The sequence below is a fragment of the Acidovorax sp. FG60 genome (genome assembly GCF_057808995.1).
This window is the reverse complement of record NZ_JBMDJC010000009.1, coordinates 140,677-155,527: the sequence shown is the minus strand read 5'-3', so window position 1 is coordinate 155,527 and position 14,851 is coordinate 140,677. Positions and strand designations below refer to the sequence as shown.

The 14,851-nt window shown below is 59.4% G+C and carries 17 protein-coding genes and 1 tRNA gene; 10 read left to right on the top strand and 8 right to left on the bottom strand.

Annotation, left to right across the window (positions count from 1 at the left end; translation table 11 throughout):
- Window positions 1-19: 19 nt before the first annotated feature.
- Together ACODS0_RS15300 and ACODS0_RS15295 are read right to left on the bottom strand one after the other, a co-directional pair.
- Window positions 20-721 carry a lytic transglycosylase domain-containing protein gene (locus ACODS0_RS15300; RefSeq protein ID WP_306553531.1) on the bottom strand — a complete coding sequence of 234 codons (702 nt, stop codon included), beginning with the start codon at window positions 719-721 and terminating at the stop codon, window positions 20-22.
- Window positions 718-2,460, bottom strand: coding sequence for a proline--tRNA ligase (locus tag ACODS0_RS15295; RefSeq protein ID WP_488835860.1), 1,743 nt, complete (start codon window positions 2,458-2,460; stop codon window positions 718-720). Before ACODS0_RS15295 ends, ACODS0_RS15300 begins: the two co-directional genes overlap by 4 nt.
- Window positions 2,461-2,552: 92 nt before the next feature.
- Here ACODS0_RS15295 and ACODS0_RS15290 point away from each other — a divergent pair, with 92 nt between their 5' ends.
- Window positions 2,553-3,221 (top strand): RNA pyrophosphohydrolase, encoded by a 669-nt coding sequence (locus ACODS0_RS15290; protein ID WP_055399169.1) that lies wholly within the window; start codon window positions 2,553-2,555, stop codon window positions 3,219-3,221.
- Window positions 3,222-3,334: 113 nt separating this feature from the next.
- Here the strand turns inward: ACODS0_RS15290 and proB are convergent, their stop codons facing one another.
- Together proB and cgtA are read right to left on the bottom strand one after the other, a co-directional pair.
- Window positions 3,335-4,474 (bottom strand): glutamate 5-kinase, encoded by a 1,140-nt coding sequence (proB, locus tag ACODS0_RS15285; protein WP_121507427.1) that lies wholly within the window; start codon window positions 4,472-4,474, stop codon window positions 3,335-3,337.
- Between the two features lie 92 nt (window positions 4,475-4,566).
- Window positions 4,567-5,577, bottom strand: coding sequence for an Obg family GTPase CgtA (cgtA, locus tag ACODS0_RS15280; RefSeq protein ID WP_233559599.1), 1,011 nt, complete (start codon window positions 5,575-5,577; stop codon window positions 4,567-4,569).
- Between cgtA and ACODS0_RS15275 the strand changes: the two genes are divergently transcribed.
- Complete coding sequence (locus tag ACODS0_RS15275) at window positions 5,506-5,805, top strand: hypothetical protein (RefSeq protein ID WP_233559615.1); 300 nt, start codon at window positions 5,506-5,508, stop codon at window positions 5,803-5,805. The two genes, cgtA and ACODS0_RS15275, sit on opposite strands and share 72 nt — an antisense overlap.
- 3 nt (window positions 5,806-5,808) lie before the next feature.
- On the opposite strand, the gene rpmA is transcribed toward ACODS0_RS15275, so the two are convergent.
- Window positions 5,809-6,066, bottom strand: coding sequence for a 50S ribosomal protein L27 (gene rpmA / locus ACODS0_RS15270; RefSeq protein WP_008905145.1), 258 nt, complete (start codon window positions 6,064-6,066; stop codon window positions 5,809-5,811).
- A gap of 15 nt (window positions 6,067-6,081) precedes the next feature.
- Window positions 6,082-6,393 (bottom strand): 50S ribosomal protein L21, encoded by a 312-nt coding sequence (gene rplU / locus ACODS0_RS15265; protein WP_005794184.1) that lies wholly within the window; start codon window positions 6,391-6,393, stop codon window positions 6,082-6,084.
- A 226-nt stretch (window positions 6,394-6,619) separates the two neighbouring features.
- On the opposite strand from rplU, the gene ACODS0_RS15260 reads away from it, so the two are divergent.
- The 8 genes from ACODS0_RS15260 to ACODS0_RS15225 all read left to right on the top strand — a co-directional run bounded on the left by ACODS0_RS15260 (window position 6,620) and on the right by ACODS0_RS15225 (window position 13,384).
- The gene (locus tag ACODS0_RS15260) at window positions 6,620-7,549 is read left to right on the top strand and encodes a polyprenyl synthetase family protein (RefSeq protein WP_228898900.1); all 930 of its coding nucleotides are present in this window, start codon (window positions 6,620-6,622) and stop codon (window positions 7,547-7,549) included.
- A 40-nt stretch (window positions 7,550-7,589) separates the two neighbouring features.
- Window positions 7,590-7,666, top strand: a tRNA-Pro gene (locus tag ACODS0_RS15255).
- Window positions 7,667-7,799: 133 nt separating this feature from the next.
- Entirely contained in the window at window positions 7,800-9,539 is a 1,740-nt protein-coding gene (gene pilB / locus ACODS0_RS15250; RefSeq protein ID WP_176888507.1) for a type IV-A pilus assembly ATPase PilB, read from the top strand.
- 17 nt (window positions 9,540-9,556) lie between these two features.
- Complete coding sequence (locus tag ACODS0_RS15245; protein ID WP_488835859.1) at window positions 9,557-10,774, top strand: type II secretion system F family protein; 1,218 nt, start codon at window positions 9,557-9,559, stop codon at window positions 10,772-10,774.
- The gene (locus tag ACODS0_RS15240; protein WP_488835858.1) at window positions 10,774-11,649 is read left to right on the top strand and encodes a prepilin peptidase; all 876 of its coding nucleotides are present in this window, start codon (window positions 10,774-10,776) and stop codon (window positions 11,647-11,649) included. The genes ACODS0_RS15245 and ACODS0_RS15240 overlap by 1 nt, the downstream gene beginning before the upstream one ends.
- A 3-nt stretch (window positions 11,650-11,652) precedes the next feature.
- Window positions 11,653-12,273 (top strand): dephospho-CoA kinase, encoded by a 621-nt coding sequence (gene coaE / locus ACODS0_RS15235; protein WP_436131054.1) that lies wholly within the window; start codon window positions 11,653-11,655, stop codon window positions 12,271-12,273.
- A gap of 85 nt (window positions 12,274-12,358) precedes the next feature.
- Window positions 12,359-13,114, top strand: coding sequence for a cell division protein ZapD (gene zapD / locus ACODS0_RS15230; protein WP_055399185.1), 756 nt, complete (start codon window positions 12,359-12,361; stop codon window positions 13,112-13,114).
- Between the two features lie 51 nt (window positions 13,115-13,165).
- A complete protein-coding gene (locus tag ACODS0_RS15225) occupies window positions 13,166-13,384 on the top strand; it encodes a DNA gyrase inhibitor YacG (protein WP_055399187.1) in 219 nt (72 codons plus the stop codon).
- Window positions 13,385-13,479: 95 nt separating this feature from the next.
- Here ACODS0_RS15225 and ACODS0_RS15220 read toward each other — a convergent pair whose 3' ends face one another.
- Complete coding sequence (locus tag ACODS0_RS15220; RefSeq protein ID WP_431151979.1) at window positions 13,480-13,950, bottom strand: NUDIX domain-containing protein; 471 nt, start codon at window positions 13,948-13,950, stop codon at window positions 13,480-13,482.
- Window positions 13,943-14,815, bottom strand: a complete 873-nt coding sequence (locus tag ACODS0_RS15215) for an ATP-binding protein (RefSeq protein WP_176888501.1) — start codon at window positions 14,813-14,815, stop codon at window positions 13,943-13,945. Before ACODS0_RS15215 ends, ACODS0_RS15220 begins: the two co-directional genes overlap by 8 nt.
- Window positions 14,816-14,851 lie beyond the last annotated feature (36 nt).

The window sequence follows — 14,851 nt, the reverse complement described above, 5'->3', positions numbered from 1 at the left end:
CTATATAAACAATAGCAAACTAGGCAGCGGGCAGCTGTGAACCTTCGGCAAACAACCAGTTGCGCTGTGCGCGAAACACTGCGTCTGGATACGGTGAGCGCCCGCGGCTGCCGTTATAGCGCCCCAGCGCCATGAACAGGTCGCCCCGCTCCCGGTCGATGTAGTGCCGCAAGATCACACAACCAAAGCGCAGATTGGTCTGCATGTGAAACAGCTTGCCCGGGTCACCATCCCCAATCACCCGTGTCCAGAAGGGCATGACCTGCATGTAACCACGTGCGCCCACGCTGGACACCGCGTATTTGCGGAACGCACTCTCCACCTGGATCAGGCCCAGCACCAGGGACACATCCAACCCGGCACGCTTGGATTCGTACCAGGCGGTCTGCAGGAAGTCGCGGCGGACCTCCCATTCGGGCTTGCGGCGGCGCAGGCGGTCGCTCATGGCGGCGAGCCAGCGCACGTAGTGAATGCGGGCTTCGGTGGTGAAAAAATGGGGCTCTGGCGGTGCCTGGTTGGCAATGGCCGAACTGAGGGCGGTGCGCACAGAGTCCATCAGGGGCTCTTCCAGCTGCCCGCCCGCATGGGCCAGCGAGGGCGCCGCCAGCCAAGCCGCAGGTGCAGACAGAGCCGACAGCGCCGTCAGGCACACGCGCCGGGAGACACAGCCCCCATCATCGGGAGCTCTGCCCGCCGCAGAAACCAGCCGCGCCGTGTTCATACCGCCATGCGGCCCTTCACGTGGGCCAGGATGTCTGCCACCGCCACCTTGGTGGCAGCAGGGTCGCGGCGGTGCTGGTACTCGACCACACCGTCTTTGAGGCTCTTGTCGCCAATGGTCACGCGGTGGGGCACACCGATCAGTTCCCAGTCGGCAAACATGGCACCGGGGCGCTCACCCCGGTCGTCCAGGATCACGTCGACGCCCGCAGCCAGCAGGTCGGCATAGAGCTGCTCGGCCGTGGCCTTGACGGCTTCGCTGCGGTCCATGCCCACGGGGCAGACCACCACGGTGAAGGGGGCAATCGCGTCCGGCCAGATGATGCCGCGCTCGTCGTGGTTTTGCTCGATGGCCGCAGCGGGCAAGCGCGTGACGCCAATGCCGTAGCAGCCCATTTCAAAAAATGCGGGCCTGCCATCGTCACCAAGGAAGGTGGCGTTCATGTCCTTGCTGTATTTGGTGCCCAGGTAGAACACATGACCCACTTCAATACCGCGCTCAATCGCCAGCTCGCCCCTGCCGTCGGGCGAGCGGTCGCCCGCCACCACATTGCGCAGGTCGGCCACGGCGTCGGGCTCGGGCAGGTCGCGGCCCCAGTTGACGCCGGTGATGTGGAAGTCCACCTCATTGGCGCCGCAGATCCAGTCAGCCATCAGGGCGACTTCGCGGTCGGCCACAATCTTCAAAGGCTTCTTCAGGCCGATGGGGCCCAGGTAACCGGGCTTGCAGCCGAAATGGTCTTCGATTTCGCCCACCGTGGCAAAACGGAAACCCGCCAGCCCCGGCACCTTGCCCACCTTGATCTCGTTCATGTCGTGGTCGCCGCGCAGCAGCAGCAGCCAGACCTGGGTCTTGACAATTTCGCCGGCTTCGTTGGTTTCGTCTGTAGCCAGCACGAGCGACTTGACCGTAGTGTTCAGAGGCACGCCGAGCAGTTCTGCCACATCGGCGCAAGTGCTCTTGCCAGGCGTGGCCGTTTTGGTCAACTCCTGAGTGGCTGCGCCGCGTGGGCCGGCAGGGGCCAGCGCTTCGGCTTTTTCCATGTTCGCTGCGTAATCGCTCTCTGGGCAGTAGACGATGGCGTCTTCGCCCGTGGCAGCGATCACCTGGAACTCTTCGGAGAGGTCGCCACCGATGGCACCACTGTCGGCCGCCACGGCGCGGTAGGTCAGGCCAAAGCGGTCAAAAATGCGGCGGTAAGCCTGCGCCATGATTTGGTAGCTGGCCTTGGCCGAGGCTTGGTCGCGGTCGAAGCTGTAAGCATCCTTCATGATGAACTCGCGTCCGCGCATCAGGCCGAAGCGCGGACGGCGCTCGTCGCGGAACTTGGTCTGGATCTGATAGAAGTTCTTCGGCAGCTGCTTGTAGCTCTTGAGCTCCTGGCGCGCGATGTCAGTGATCACTTCTTCGCTGGTGGGCTGCACCACGAAGTCGCGGCCGTGACGGTCCTGAATGCGCAACAGTTCAGGGCCCATCTTGTCGAAACGGCCCGTTTCATGCCACAGCTCAGCAGGCTGGACTACGGGCATGGTCAGTTCCACGGCGCCTGCACGGTTCATTTCCTCGCGCACGATGGCCTCTACCTTGCGGATCACCCGCAGCCCCATGGGCATGTAGTTATAGATGCCAGCGCCCAGCTTCTTGATCAGCCCCGCCCGCGTCATGAGTTTGTGGCTGACCACTTCGGCATCCGCCGGAGCTTCCTTGAGGGTGGAAATAAAGAATTGGGAGGCTTTCATCGGAATCGATTGCAGGCAGAACGGGGCCGTCCACTTGCTGCGCGCTAGGCGCCGTGCATAATGGACACAGTTTAAAAATTTGGGGTTTGATTATGCTTGACCGGGACGGCTTTCGGCCGAACGTCGGCATCATCCTGCTCAACCAGAAAAACCAGGTGTTCTGGGGCAAGCGTATACGCACCCACAGCTGGCAGTTTCCGCAGGGTGGCATTGACCGGGGAGAAACTCCCGAGCAAGCCATGTTCCGTGAGCTGCATGAAGAAGTGGGCTTATTGCCCAACCACGTACGCGTGGTGGCCCGCACCCGGGACTGGTTGCGCTATGAGGTGCCTGACCGGTACATCCGCCGCGATGCACGCGGACACTACAAGGGCCAGAAACAAATCTGGTATCTGCTTCAACTGGTAGGACACGACTGGGACCTGAACCTGCGTGCCACCAACCATCCGGAATTCGACGCCTGGCGCTGGAATGACTACTGGGTTCCGCTGGATGTCGTGGTCGAATTCAAGCGTGGCGTCTATGAAATGGCGCTGACGGAACTGGCCCGCTTTCTGCCTCGCCACGAGCAGCGCAACCGCTACCTGCGCAGTGGCATGCGCACGCGCGAGGGCGAACACGCGGGCACCATGTTTCGGACTGGGTCCATGCTGATCAATCCGGGCATGGAGCTTCCACCGGGGGCCAGTTTCGATCCAGATCCGCAGAACAGTGTGCCCGGAGAGCTGGACGGACTGCCTGCGGTCACCACGCCGCGTTAATTCAATGGCGAGGTGATCGCCAGTCCCATGAAAAACGCCTGCGATTTGCAGGCGTTTTTGTTGGTGGACTGATGGTGTCTTTGAGAAGCTACGTTGGCTGCTGGCTTTCGCCGTCAGCTGGCGGCCAGCACCATGTTGTCTCGATGCACCATCTCTGGCTCGGCAACGTAACCCAGAAGCTTTTCGAATTCGGTCGAAGGCTTGCGGCACAACATTCTGGCTTCGGCAGCAGCATAGTTGGCCAGGCCACGGGCAATTTCGGTGCCGGATGCGTCGCGCACGGCAATCACGTCGCCGCGCGAAAAGTCACCCTCCACAGCCGTCATACCGATAGGCAGCAGACTCTTGCCTTCATCACGCACCTTGGCCGCAGCCCCCGCGTCCACCACCACCGAGCCGCGCAATTGAAGGTGGTCGGCCATCCACTGTTTGCGGGCTTGCTTTTTTTGCGTCTGGGCCACAAGGAGCGTACCCAGCGCCTCCCCTTGAACGAGGCGAACCAGCACATCGGATTCGCGCCCCCAGGCAATGACCGTGGAGGCGCCAGAACCAGCAGCACGCTTGGCCGCGAGGATCTTGGTGATCATGCCGCCCTTGCCAATGCTGGAACCCGCACCACCGGCCATGGCCTCCAGCGCTGGGTCGCCAGCCTTGGCTTCGTGCACAAACTGCGCGGACGCATCGCGGCGCGGGTCGGCCGTGTACAGGCCCTTTTGGTCGGTGAGGATGATCAGCGCATCGGCCTCGACCAGGTTCGCCACCAAGGCGCCCAGGGTGTCGTTGTCGCCGAACTTGATTTCGTCGTTGACGACGGTGTCGTTCTCATTGATCACCGGCACCACGCCCAGGCGCAAGAGCGTCAGCAGGGTCGAGCGCGCATTCAGGTAGCGCTCGCGGTCGGCAAGGTCCGCATGGGTGAGCAACACCTGCGCGCTGCCCATGCCTTGCTCGCGCAGCTTGGTTTCGTACATCTGCGCCAACCCCATCTGCCCAACGGCAGCGGCAGCCTGCAGCTCGTGAACTTCGTTCGGCCGCGTGGTCCAGCCCAGGCGCTTCATGCCTTCGGCAATGGCGCCACTGGACACCATCACAACCTCGCGCGGCAACCCGCCATCGCCACGCACCAGAGCCGCCAGCTGACGACTCCACTCGCCAATGGCGGTTTCGTCGAGGCCACGACCCTCGTTGGTCACAAGACTGGAGCCCACCTTGACCACGATGCGGCGGGCGTCACGCAATACGCTGGAAACCATTTTTTAAGTTTTTTTGGCCGCTAGCGCTTATCCAAAAAGCGCCAATAGCTATTATTAATATAGCAAATGAGAACGCAGACCGTGACTGCAAATCAGGCTGGCGCATCCCCTGCAAAACGTGGATCAATTTCCACTGGCTCGTTCTCCACCCGCTGTTCGGACTGCACATGGCGGAAGATGGCATGGATCAGCGGCTCGCAGCCTTCACGCGTGAGGGCAGAAATCTCAAACACCGGCCCCTTCCACTTGAAGCGCTTGACGAAATCCTTCACACGGGCTTCCCGCTCTTCGGTGGGCACCATGTCCAGCTTGTTCAGCACCAGCCAGCGCGGCTTGTTGTACAACTGCTGGTCATACTTCTTGAGCTCGTTGACGATGGCTTTGGCCTGAGCCACCGGGTCCACCGCATCGTCGAAAGGCGCCAGATCCACAATGTGCAGCAGCAGGCGGGTGCGCTGCAGATGGCGCAGAAACTGGTGCCCGAGGCCCGCACCTTCCGAAGCGCCTTCGATGAGACCGGGAATATCAGCCACCACAAAACTCTGCTCCGGCCCCACGCGAACCACACCCAAGTTGGGATGCAGCGTCGTAAAGGGGTAGTCTGCAATCTTGGGGCGGGCGTTGGACACCGCCGTGATGAAGGTGGATTTACCCGCATTGGGCATGCCCAGCAGGCCCACGTCGGCCAGCACCTTCAACTCCAGCTTCAGGTTCTTCTTCTCGCCGGGCCAGCCTGGTGTCTTCTGGCGCGGGGCCCGGTTGATAGCGCTCTTGAAGCGCATATTGCCAAAGCCGCCATCACCACCCTTTGCAATGGTGATGACCTCGCCCGGGTTCAGCAGCTCGTAGAGCACCTCGCCCGTTTCGGCGTCTGTGATGATGGTGCCGACCGGCATCTTGAGGGTGATGTCGGCACCCGCGGCGCCAAACATGTCCGATCCCATGCCATGCTCGCCCCGCTTGGCCTCGTGCCTGCGCGAATAGCGAAAGTCCACCAGGGTGTTCAGGTTCGGATCAGCCACGGCAAACACATGCCCACCGCGACCACCATCCCCACCGTTGGGACCGCCGAATTCCTTGTACTTTTCGTGCCGAAAAGACACGCAGCCATTGCCACCATCACCGGCGGCAATGTCAATAAAGGCTTCATCGACGAACTTCATGGGATATCCAGTTTACAAAAGGGCGCAGCGCCGGCAGCAGACTGCCTGATTCTGTCGGAACTGCGGAACGCCTTGCAGGCGCCGTCTGCCGACGACTTGAGCGCCATCGTACAGACCAAACAACAAAGCCCCGGCAAAGCGGGGCTTCGATGGCTACCGGAGGAATGAACCTCAGGCAGGAGTCACATTGACCGTGGACTTGGACAACGCACCCTTGGTACCGAACGACACGTGGCCATCCACCAGGGCGAACAAGGTGTGATCCTTGCCCACGCCGACATTGTTGCCGGGGTGGAAACGTGTGCCACGCTGGCGCACGATGATCGAGCCAGCGCTGATCAGTTCACCACCGAACGCCTTGACACCCAGCATCTTTGGCTTGGAGTCACGTCCGTTTCGCGTAGAGCCGCCGCCTTTTTTCTGTGCCATGACTAGCTCCTTCGATTAAGCAGCAATCGCACCGATTTGCAGCTCAGTGAACTGCTGGCGATGGCCTTGGCGTTTTTGATAGTGCTTGCGACGGCGCATCTTGAAGATGTGCACTTTGTCGTGCTTGCCGTGGGCCACGACAGTGGCTTTCACGGTTGCGCCGGACACCAGGGGCGTACCAACCTTCAGTTCAGCGCCGTTGCCGACAGCCAGAACCTGGTCGATCACAATTTCCTGGCCTACGTCCGCAGCAATCTGTTCTACTTTAATTTTTTCGCCGGAAGCAACGCGATACTGCTTGCCGCCGGTTTTTATGACCGCGTACATGTTGACCTCTTGATATGAGTTCTGCAGACGAATTTCCGCAGAGCCCAAGAGTATAGCGCATTGCAATACAACACACCACCCCCGCTTTCAGCGACAGCACCGCAGCCTCGATGGTCGCAACGAAGCGCCTCCGGGGCTTCCTATAATCCGGTCTCTTTCTGTGACCACCATCTTGACTGACCACACCGCCCCCGCAGCATCCCCTCTCTTGCTCGTTGCACAAGACATGCACGAGGTCGACAAGGTCATTGGTCAGCGCCTGACGTCCAGCGTCCCTCTGGTGGCCCAGATATCGCAGTACATCATTGCCGCTGGCGGAAAACGCCTGCGACCGGCACTGCTGCTGATGGTCTGCGGCGCCCTGGGGTATCGGGGCGCACATCGGCACGGCCTCGCGGCCGTTGTGGAACTGATCCACACAGCCACACTGCTGCACGACGATGTCGTGGACGCGTCCACCCTGCGCAGAGGCCGCCCCACGGCGAACGAAACCTTTGGCAACCCCGCCAGCGTGCTTGTTGGCGATTTTCTGCACACCCGCTCCTTCCAGATGATGGTCGAGGCCGGCAGCATGCGGATCATGGAGATACTCTCGGAGGCCACCAACGTGATCGCCGAGGGTGAGGTGTTGCAGCTGATGAACATGCATGACGCATCGCTCGACGAAGCGGGCTACCTGCGCGTCATTCGCTCTAAAACCGCCAAACTGTTTGAAGCCAGCGCACGCCTCGGCGCAGTACTCGCCGAGAGCTCGCCTGAAATTGAGGAAGCTTGCGCAACCTACGGACAAGCGTTGGGCACCGCTTTCCAGATCATTGACGACGTCCTCGACTACGACGGGGATGCGACTGAGATGGGGAAAAACCTGGGGGACGATCTGCGCGAAGGCAAGTCCACCCTCCCCCTCATCGCGGCCATGGAGCGCGGCACCGAAATTCAGGCGCAGGTCGTGCGCCAAGCCATTGAACAAGGCTCGACCGACCAACTGGCAGACATCGTGCAAATCGTCCGCGAGACCGGCGCACTGGAAGTCACACGGGCCGCCGCCTTTGGCGAGGCCCGCCGGGCCATGGCGGCTGCAGAGCAATTACCCACCAATGCATATTCAGCAGCTTTGCTAGAATTGGCCGCACAGTTGCTAACAAGACGCAACTGATCTGCCCATTGCATCAGCTTCTGAGCGCAATCGTGGCACACGGGGTGTAGCTTAGCCTGGTAGAGCGCTACGTTCGGGACGTAGAGGCCGGAGGTTCGAATCCTCTCACCCCGACCATAAATACCAGTGCATTTTCAGCAATAGCGCCCTTTTTGTGGTGCTGTTGCCAATCTCGAATCTCTGTACAGCCTTCAGATGATCGGCGATGATAGGATGGTTTCTTTTCCACACCTAACATATTTCCGGTTACATGGCCGCTGTCGATACTGCCCCCAAAGAAGCCTCCGCAGTGGCCCTCCCCGGATTGGGCAGGGCCCTGATGTCTGCTGGCAAGCTGACCCAAAAGGCAGCAGAGGACATTTACAAAAAATCACAAACTAGCCGGACCAGCTTTATTGCCGAACTGACCGGTTCTGGCGCGGTGTCAGCTGCCGACTTGGCCCATACCGTGTCGGCTGTGTTTGGCGCACCCTTACTCGATCTGGATGCGATTGATCCGTTACGGCTTCCGAAAGAACTGCTCGACGGTAAGATATGCCAAGCATATCGGGTTGTTGTGCTCAGCAAACGGAATAATCGGCTGATTGTTGCGACTGCAGACCCTACGGACCAGGAAGCAGCCGAGAAAATAAAATTCACCACCCAGATGGGGGTGGACTGGATTATTGCGGAGTACGACAAGCTCAGCCGCCTGGTAGAAACCACCACCAAATCGGCCAGTGAGTCTTTGGAAACGCTGACGGGTGGTGGTGGTGATTTTGAATTTGACGACGCGCCCATCGAAGAGGCACCAGACAACAACGATACCGGGGCTACTGATGTAGAAGATGCTCCCATCGTCAAATTCTTGCACAAAATGCTGCTGGATGCATTCAATATGCGTGCGTCGGATTTGCATTTTGAACCTTATGAGCATCAATACCGCGTGAGATTTCGGATTGATGGTGAATTGCGAGAAATCGCGTCCCCACCAATAGCCATCAAGGACAAACTGGCATCTCGCATCAAGGTGATTTCTCGCCTGGACATTTCTGAAAAGCGGGTGCCGCAAGACGGGCGCATGAAACTCAAGGTGGGCCCGGACAGAGTCATTGATTTCCGGGTCAGCACCCTCCCGACCTTGTTTGGGGAAAAGATTGTTATCCGTATTCTGGACCCCAGCAGCGCCAAGCTGGGTATTGATGCATTGGGCTATGAACCCCAGGAGAAAGAGCGCCTGCTTGAGGCCATTGGGCGCCCCTATGGAATGATTTTGGTCACGGGCCCCACAGGCTCCGGTAAAACCGTTTCCCTTTATACCTGCTTGAATCTTCTCAACAAGCCAGGTGTCAATATTGCCACAGCGGAAGACCCATCCGAAATCAATCTTCCAGGCGTTAACCAAGTTAATGTGAATGAAAAGGCTGGACTAACCTTTGCGGTAGCCCTCAAGTCCTTTCTGCGGCAAGATCCCGACATTATCATGGTCGGTGAAATCCGTGATCTGGAAACTGCGGACATTTCCATCAAGGCAGCACAAACGGGGCATTTGGTGTTATCAACGCTTCACACCAATGATGCCCCCACTACTTTGACGCGCATGCGCAATATGGGGATCGCCCCGTTCAATATTGCTTCCAGCGTTATTCTCATCACAGCGCAGCGCTTGGCACGCAGGTTGTGTCCCGTCTGCAAAGCGCCCGCCGACATACCACATGAATCGCTGCTCGAAGCAGGGTACAAAGAAGAAGAAATTGATGGAAGCTGGGTCACCTACCGCCCCGTAGGCTGCTCCGCTTGCAACAACGGATATAAGGGACGGGTAGGCATCTACCAGGTCATGCCGATCTCTGAGGACATCCAACGTATCATCCTGCGCGACGGGAGTGCACTTGAAATCGCCGAGCAGGCGAGAGCTGAAGGCGTGCGCTCACTCCGCGAATCCGGCCTGCACAAGGCAAGACTGGGCTTCACTTCCCTAGAAGAAGTGCTTGCCGTCACCAACGAATAACGACTAGAGGGTCCAGCATGGCAACCGCTGCATCACGGGATATCAAGGATTTTGTTTTTGAATGGGAAGGCAAGGATCGCCACGGCAAGATAGTCCGGGGCGAGGTGCGTGCGTCTGGCGAGAACCAGGTGCAAGCCACGCTCCGCCGCCAAGGCGTTTTTCCCACAAAGATCAAGAAACGCCGGATGCGCTCTGGCAAGAAGATAAAGCCCAAAGACATCGCTTTGTTCACGCGTCAGCTTGCGACAATGATGAAAGCAGGCGTTCCACTTCTGCAATCGTTTGATATTGTGGGACGAGGGAATACCAACGCAAGTGTTACAAAACTACTCAACGACATCCGCTCCGATGTCGAAACAGGGACTTCCCTGAATGCTGCATTCCGCAAGCATCCCATGTATTTCGATAGCCTCTACTGCAATCTTGTGGAGGCAGGCGAAGCAGCCGGTATTTTGGAAGCCCTGCTGGACCGCTTGGCCACCTACATGGAAAAAACGGAAGCCATCAAATCAAAAATCAAATCTGCTTTGATGTATCCCATTTCTGTGGTAATCGTTGCTTTTGTGGTTGTTACGGTCATCATGATTTTTGTAATCCCTGCATTTAAGGAGGTTTTTACATCGTTTGGTGCCGACCTGCCTGCTCCCACACTTTTCGTAATGGGTATTAGCGAAGTCTTCGTAAAATGGTGGTGGTTGATCTTCGGTGTAATTGGTGGAGGGTTTTTCTTTTTCATGCAGGCCTGGAAAAGAAATGAAAAAATGCAGATGTTCATGGACCGCGTGCTATTGAAGATTCCAATTTTTGGGGCTTTGATCGATAAATCCTGCGTTGCACGCTGGACGCGTACTCTGTCCACGATGTTTGCGGCAGGGGTGCCACTGGTTGAAGCTCTGGACTCCGTCGGTGGTGCTTCGGGCAATTCGGTGTATTCCATGGCAACCGAAAAAATCCAGCAGGAAGTCTCTACCGGTACTAGCCTGACCGCAGCCATGGGCAACGCTAATATTTTTCCCTCCATGGTCCTTCAGATGTGCGCTATCGGGGAAGAATCAGGTTCCATTGACCACATGCTGGGCAAGGCTGCGGATTTCTATGAGGCAGAAGTGGACGAAATGGTGGCGGGCTTGTCCAGCCTGATGGAGCCCATCATCATTGTGTTCCTGGGTACGCTGATTGGCGGCATCGTCGTCTCCATGTACCTCCCAATCTTCAAACTCGGCCAAGTTGTGTAATGGAGATGCCCGTTTGGTGGAATGCAAGTTTGGGCGGGATATTGGGGCTTGTGATCGGTAGTTTTCTCAATGTGGTTATTTATCGACTTCCCAAAATGATGGAACGCCAGTGGGCTCAGGAAATCCGGGCTGCGCAGGCGGAGCTAACGCAAGAAGACGCTGTTTCCGCGCCTGAGCAGGAGCGGTTCAACCTCATGGTTCCCCGTTCCCGCTGCCCATCGTGTGGGCACATGGTCCAGTGGTACGAGAACATCCCTGTTTTGAGCTACCTTTTTCTGCGCGGGCGCTGCTCCGCGTGCAAGGCGCGGATCTCGGTACGCTATCCCTTGATCGAGATGGCGACGGGGGCCCTTTTCTTCCTGTGCATCCAGCGCTGGGGGATGACGCCCACGGGGCTCGTCTGGTGCGGGTTCTCGGCAGCCTTGGTCGCCTTGGCGTTCATCGACTGGGACACGACGCTGCTCCCGGACGACATCACTTTGCCGTTGCTGTGGGCTGGCCTGCTCGCTTCCGCGCTGCAGTGGATTGAGGTGCCCTTGTATGCCTCCGTGCTCGGAGCGGCAGCGGGGTATCTTTCGCTCTGGCTGGTTTACTGGGGATTCAAGCTCGCAACGGGCAAGGAAGGCATGGGCTATGGGGACTTCAAGCTGTTTGCCGCACTGGGTGCTTGGTTCGGCTGGCAGGCACTGATCCCCATCATCCTGATGTCCTCAGTCATCGGTGCCGTCATCGGTATCGGGATGAAAGTCTTCAGCAGCCTGCGTGAAGGCGGCTACATCCCTTTCGGCCCCTTCCTGGTCGGCGCTGGTTTTACCGCCATGGTGTTTGGCCCCAACGCTATCCTTAACGCTGTCTTGAACCTTCTGGGCCTATAAACGATGAATCCGCGCAGGCGCCCCTTGCGCCTTGGCTTGACCGGGGGCATTGGCAGCGGAAAGAGCACCGTGGGCGGCATGTTCGCCGCGCTGGGAGGCAGCCTGATCGATGCAGACCAACTGGCTCGCGACGTGACAGGCCCGCAAGGGGCGGCCATGAACGCAATCAGAGCCACTTTCGGGGCAGACTTCGTGGATGCCTCCGGCGCACTGGACCGCGCGCGAATGCGTGCTCTGGTCTTCAGCCACCCCGAGGCACGCGCCCAGCTCGAAGGGATCGTGCACCCTCTGGTTACCCTGCATAGCAACGCGAAGGCCCAGCAGGCTGCGGACCAAGGCCATGCCCTGATCGTATTTGACATCCCGCTGCTGGCGGAATCCGGCCGGTGGGCCCGCAGGCTCGATGCGGTCGTGGTGGTGGATTGCTCTGAAGAAACTCAGATCCAGCGGGTCATGCAACGCAGCGGCCTGGCGCGAGAGGTGGTGCAAGGCATCATCGCCTCGCAGGCAAGCCGCACGGCGCGGCGCGCCGTGGCAGATGCCGTGATTGCCAACGACAGGGATTGCTCGCTAGAGGACCTGCGCCTGCAGACCCGGCAAGTGGCCACGCTGTTCGGGCTATGATGCGAACGAAACCGTTTGTGCTTTCACCCCATGCCGTGCGCCACCGGCGTCAGAATACTCCCTGAGCCCCCAGGAACCCGCCAGCGTGATCCTTTACGAATATCCCTTTAACGAGCGTCTCAGAACCTATCTGCGGCTTGAGCAGTTGTTCCGCCGGTTGGGAGAACTGATTCCCCGCTCCCACGCGCTCGACCACCACTTTGCGCTGGTAACCATCTTCGAAATCATGGATGTGGCGGCACGGGCCGACCTCAAGTCGGATGTGCTCAAGGACATCGAGAAGCACAAGCACCAGCTCGATAGCTACCGTGGCAATCCCTCGATCTCCGAAGCGGCCCTTGACGCAGTCATTGCCCAACTCGACCGTTGTTTCACAGCTCTCAACACCCAATCAGGCAAGTCCGGACACTTGCTCACCGAAAACGACTGGCTGATGAGCATCCGCAGCCGGGTGGGCATTCCCGGTGGCACCTGCGGGTTCGATTTGCCTGCGTATTACGCGTGGCAGCACCATGAACCGGGTGTGCGCCAGCAGGCCCTCGAAGAGTGGGCATCGACCCTGGCCCCGCTGGCCGAATCCATCTATGTGTTGCTCAAGCTGCTGCGCGACTCTGGCGTTCCCCAGAAGGTGGCAGCAGAGCGCGGTCAATTTCAGCAGAACCTGCCGCAGGGCCGCACATTCCAGTTGCTGCGTCTGCGCATTGACCCGGCCCTGAACCTGATTCCCGAGATCAGTGGCAACCGCCTGATCGTCTCGGTGCGGCTCATGCGCCTGGAAAGTGATGGGCGCCTGCATGCAAGCAATGAAGATGCGGCCTTCGAGCTGACCCTGTGCGCGTAAGCTGCGGCGCCAGATAGGCAGCAGGCAAGGACATTGAGAACGACGACGAGCATGGCCAACTCTACGCACACCCAACCACGAGCACGCATCGTCACCTGCCCCAGTTGTGGCGGTGACAGTGTCTACAGCCCCGCCAACGTGTACCGCCCATTCTGCAGCGAGCGGTGCAAGCAGATCGACCTCGGCGCCTGGGCCAGCGAGGATTTCCGCATGCCTGCAGAGGCTCCACCCGCCGACGAACCTTATGGCGATCCTCGCCTGCAGCACTGACCTCGACTGGGAATTGCCCAGGATTTCAAACAAAATTGGGCTCTAGCGCGTACCAGTGAGGCGCTAGCAGCTATCAATTCAGCAGCAAACGAAAGTCATTCCGGCGAATATTCCAGGCCACGCTCTTCAGCGAGCCACTGCAGCACCGGGTAGGCACCGGGCAGCACCGGTGACACCGTCAGTGGCATCTGCTGCCACTCCATGGTCTGCCCTTCGCGCATTTCGAACTCGCCCGACCATTCCCAGACCTTGCACCAGTGCAAGCGCACCAGGGCATGTGGGTAGTCGTGTTCCGTGACTTTCCAGACACTAGCAGCGCCGATGGTCACACCCAGCTCTTCCACCAGCTCTCTGCGCAGCGCCTGCTCCACAGTTTCGCCCGCTTCGACCTTGCCGCCCGGAAACTCCCAATACCCGGCATAAGGCTTTCCCGGCGGGCGTGTGGAGAGCAACATCGCGCCATCGGCCCGCAAGAGGATACCGACAGCCACCTCGGTGTGCTTGCGCGCCGTGGTCGCGGCCGGTGTTGCAGGCGCAGCAGCGGATTTGGCAACAGAATCAACCATCGTGGCGCCCCGCATAGTCACGCGCAAACTGGTAGGCCACGCGGCCACTGCGCGAGCCGCGCTCCAGCGCCCAGACCAGCGCCTCGGGCCGGGCCGCAGCAATCGCGGCGCCAGAGACCCCGAAGGAGGCCAGCCACTGGGCGACGATGGTCAGGTACTCCTCCTGGCTGAAGGGGTAGAAGCTCACCCACAGGCCAAACCGCTCTGACAGCGAAATCTTCTCCTCCACCACTTCACCGGGGTGCACTTCGCCATCAGCGGTGTGGGTGTACGTGAGGTTTTCAGCCATGTATTCGGGCAACAGGTGGCGCCGGTTGCTGGTGGCGTAGATCAGCACATTGGGCGTGGCGGCGGCCACCGATCCATCCAGGATCGACTTGAGCGCCTTGTAGCCTGGCTCGCCGTCTTCAAAGCTCAGGTCATCGCAAAAGATGATGAATTTCTCGGGCCGGTCGGCCACCACATCCACGATATCCGGCAGGTCGACCAGATCCGCCTTGTCCACCTCGATCAGGCGCAGGCCCTGTCCGGCGTACGCATTCAGGCAGGCCTTGATGAGCGACGACTTGCCGGTTCCACGCGCACCGGTCAGCAGCACGTTGTTGGCGGGCTTGCCCAACACAAACTGCTCGGTATTGCGCTGAATCTTTTCCTTTTGCCCGTCGATCTCTTTGAGATCCGCCAGCTGCATCGCAGCCACATGGCGCACGGGCTCCAGGGTGCCGTGGCCACTGCTGCGCTTGCGGTAACGCCAGGCGATGGACAAAGACCAGTCCGGCGCTCCCAGGGGCTGGGGCAGCACAGACTCGATGCGGGCGATCAGCTGCTCGGCCCGCTCGATCAGATGTTCAAATTTTTGATTCATTTCGGGCCTAGCGCTTATCTATCAAGCGCCAAAAGC

What these genes read in the sequence shown, in the direction of transcription:
- ACODS0_RS15300 (WP_306553531.1), bottom strand. Translation starts at nt 721, where the DNA reads ATGAACACGGCGCGGCTGGTTTCTGCGGCGGGCAGAGCTCCCGATGAT.
- ACODS0_RS15295 (WP_488835860.1), bottom strand. Translation starts at nt 2,460, where the DNA reads ATGAAAGCCTCCCAATTCTTTATTTCCACCCTCAAGGAAGCTCCGGCG.
- ACODS0_RS15290 (WP_055399169.1), top strand. Translation starts at nt 2,553, where the DNA reads ATGCTTGACCGGGACGGCTTTCGGCCGAACGTCGGCATCATCCTGCTC.
- proB (WP_121507427.1), bottom strand. Translation starts at nt 4,474, where the DNA reads ATGGTTTCCAGCGTATTGCGTGACGCCCGCCGCATCGTGGTCAAGGTG.
- ACODS0_RS15275 (WP_233559615.1), top strand. Translation starts at nt 5,506, where the DNA reads ATGCCCACCGCGACCACCATCCCCACCGTTGGGACCGCCGAATTCCTT.
- rpmA (WP_008905145.1), bottom strand. Translation starts at nt 6,066, where the DNA reads ATGGCACAGAAAAAAGGCGGCGGCTCTACGCGAAACGGACGTGACTCC.
- rplU (WP_005794184.1), bottom strand. Translation starts at nt 6,393, where the DNA reads ATGTACGCGGTCATAAAAACCGGCGGCAAGCAGTATCGCGTTGCTTCC.
- ACODS0_RS15260 (WP_228898900.1), top strand. Translation starts at nt 6,620, where the DNA reads ATGCACGAGGTCGACAAGGTCATTGGTCAGCGCCTGACGTCCAGCGTC.
- pilB (WP_176888507.1), top strand. Translation starts at nt 7,800, where the DNA reads ATGGCCGCTGTCGATACTGCCCCCAAAGAAGCCTCCGCAGTGGCCCTC.
- ACODS0_RS15245 (WP_488835859.1), top strand. Translation starts at nt 9,557, where the DNA reads ATGGCAACCGCTGCATCACGGGATATCAAGGATTTTGTTTTTGAATGG.
- ACODS0_RS15240 (WP_488835858.1), top strand. Translation starts at nt 10,774, where the DNA reads ATGGAGATGCCCGTTTGGTGGAATGCAAGTTTGGGCGGGATATTGGGG.
- coaE (WP_436131054.1), top strand. Translation starts at nt 11,653, where the DNA reads ATGAATCCGCGCAGGCGCCCCTTGCGCCTTGGCTTGACCGGGGGCATT.
- ACODS0_RS15225 (WP_055399187.1), top strand. Translation starts at nt 13,166, where the DNA reads ATGGCCAACTCTACGCACACCCAACCACGAGCACGCATCGTCACCTGC.
- ACODS0_RS15220 (WP_431151979.1), bottom strand. Translation starts at nt 13,950, where the DNA reads ATGGTTGATTCTGTTGCCAAATCCGCTGCTGCGCCTGCAACACCGGCC.
- ACODS0_RS15215 (WP_176888501.1), bottom strand. Translation starts at nt 14,815, where the DNA reads ATGAATCAAAAATTTGAACATCTGATCGAGCGGGCCGAGCAGCTGATC.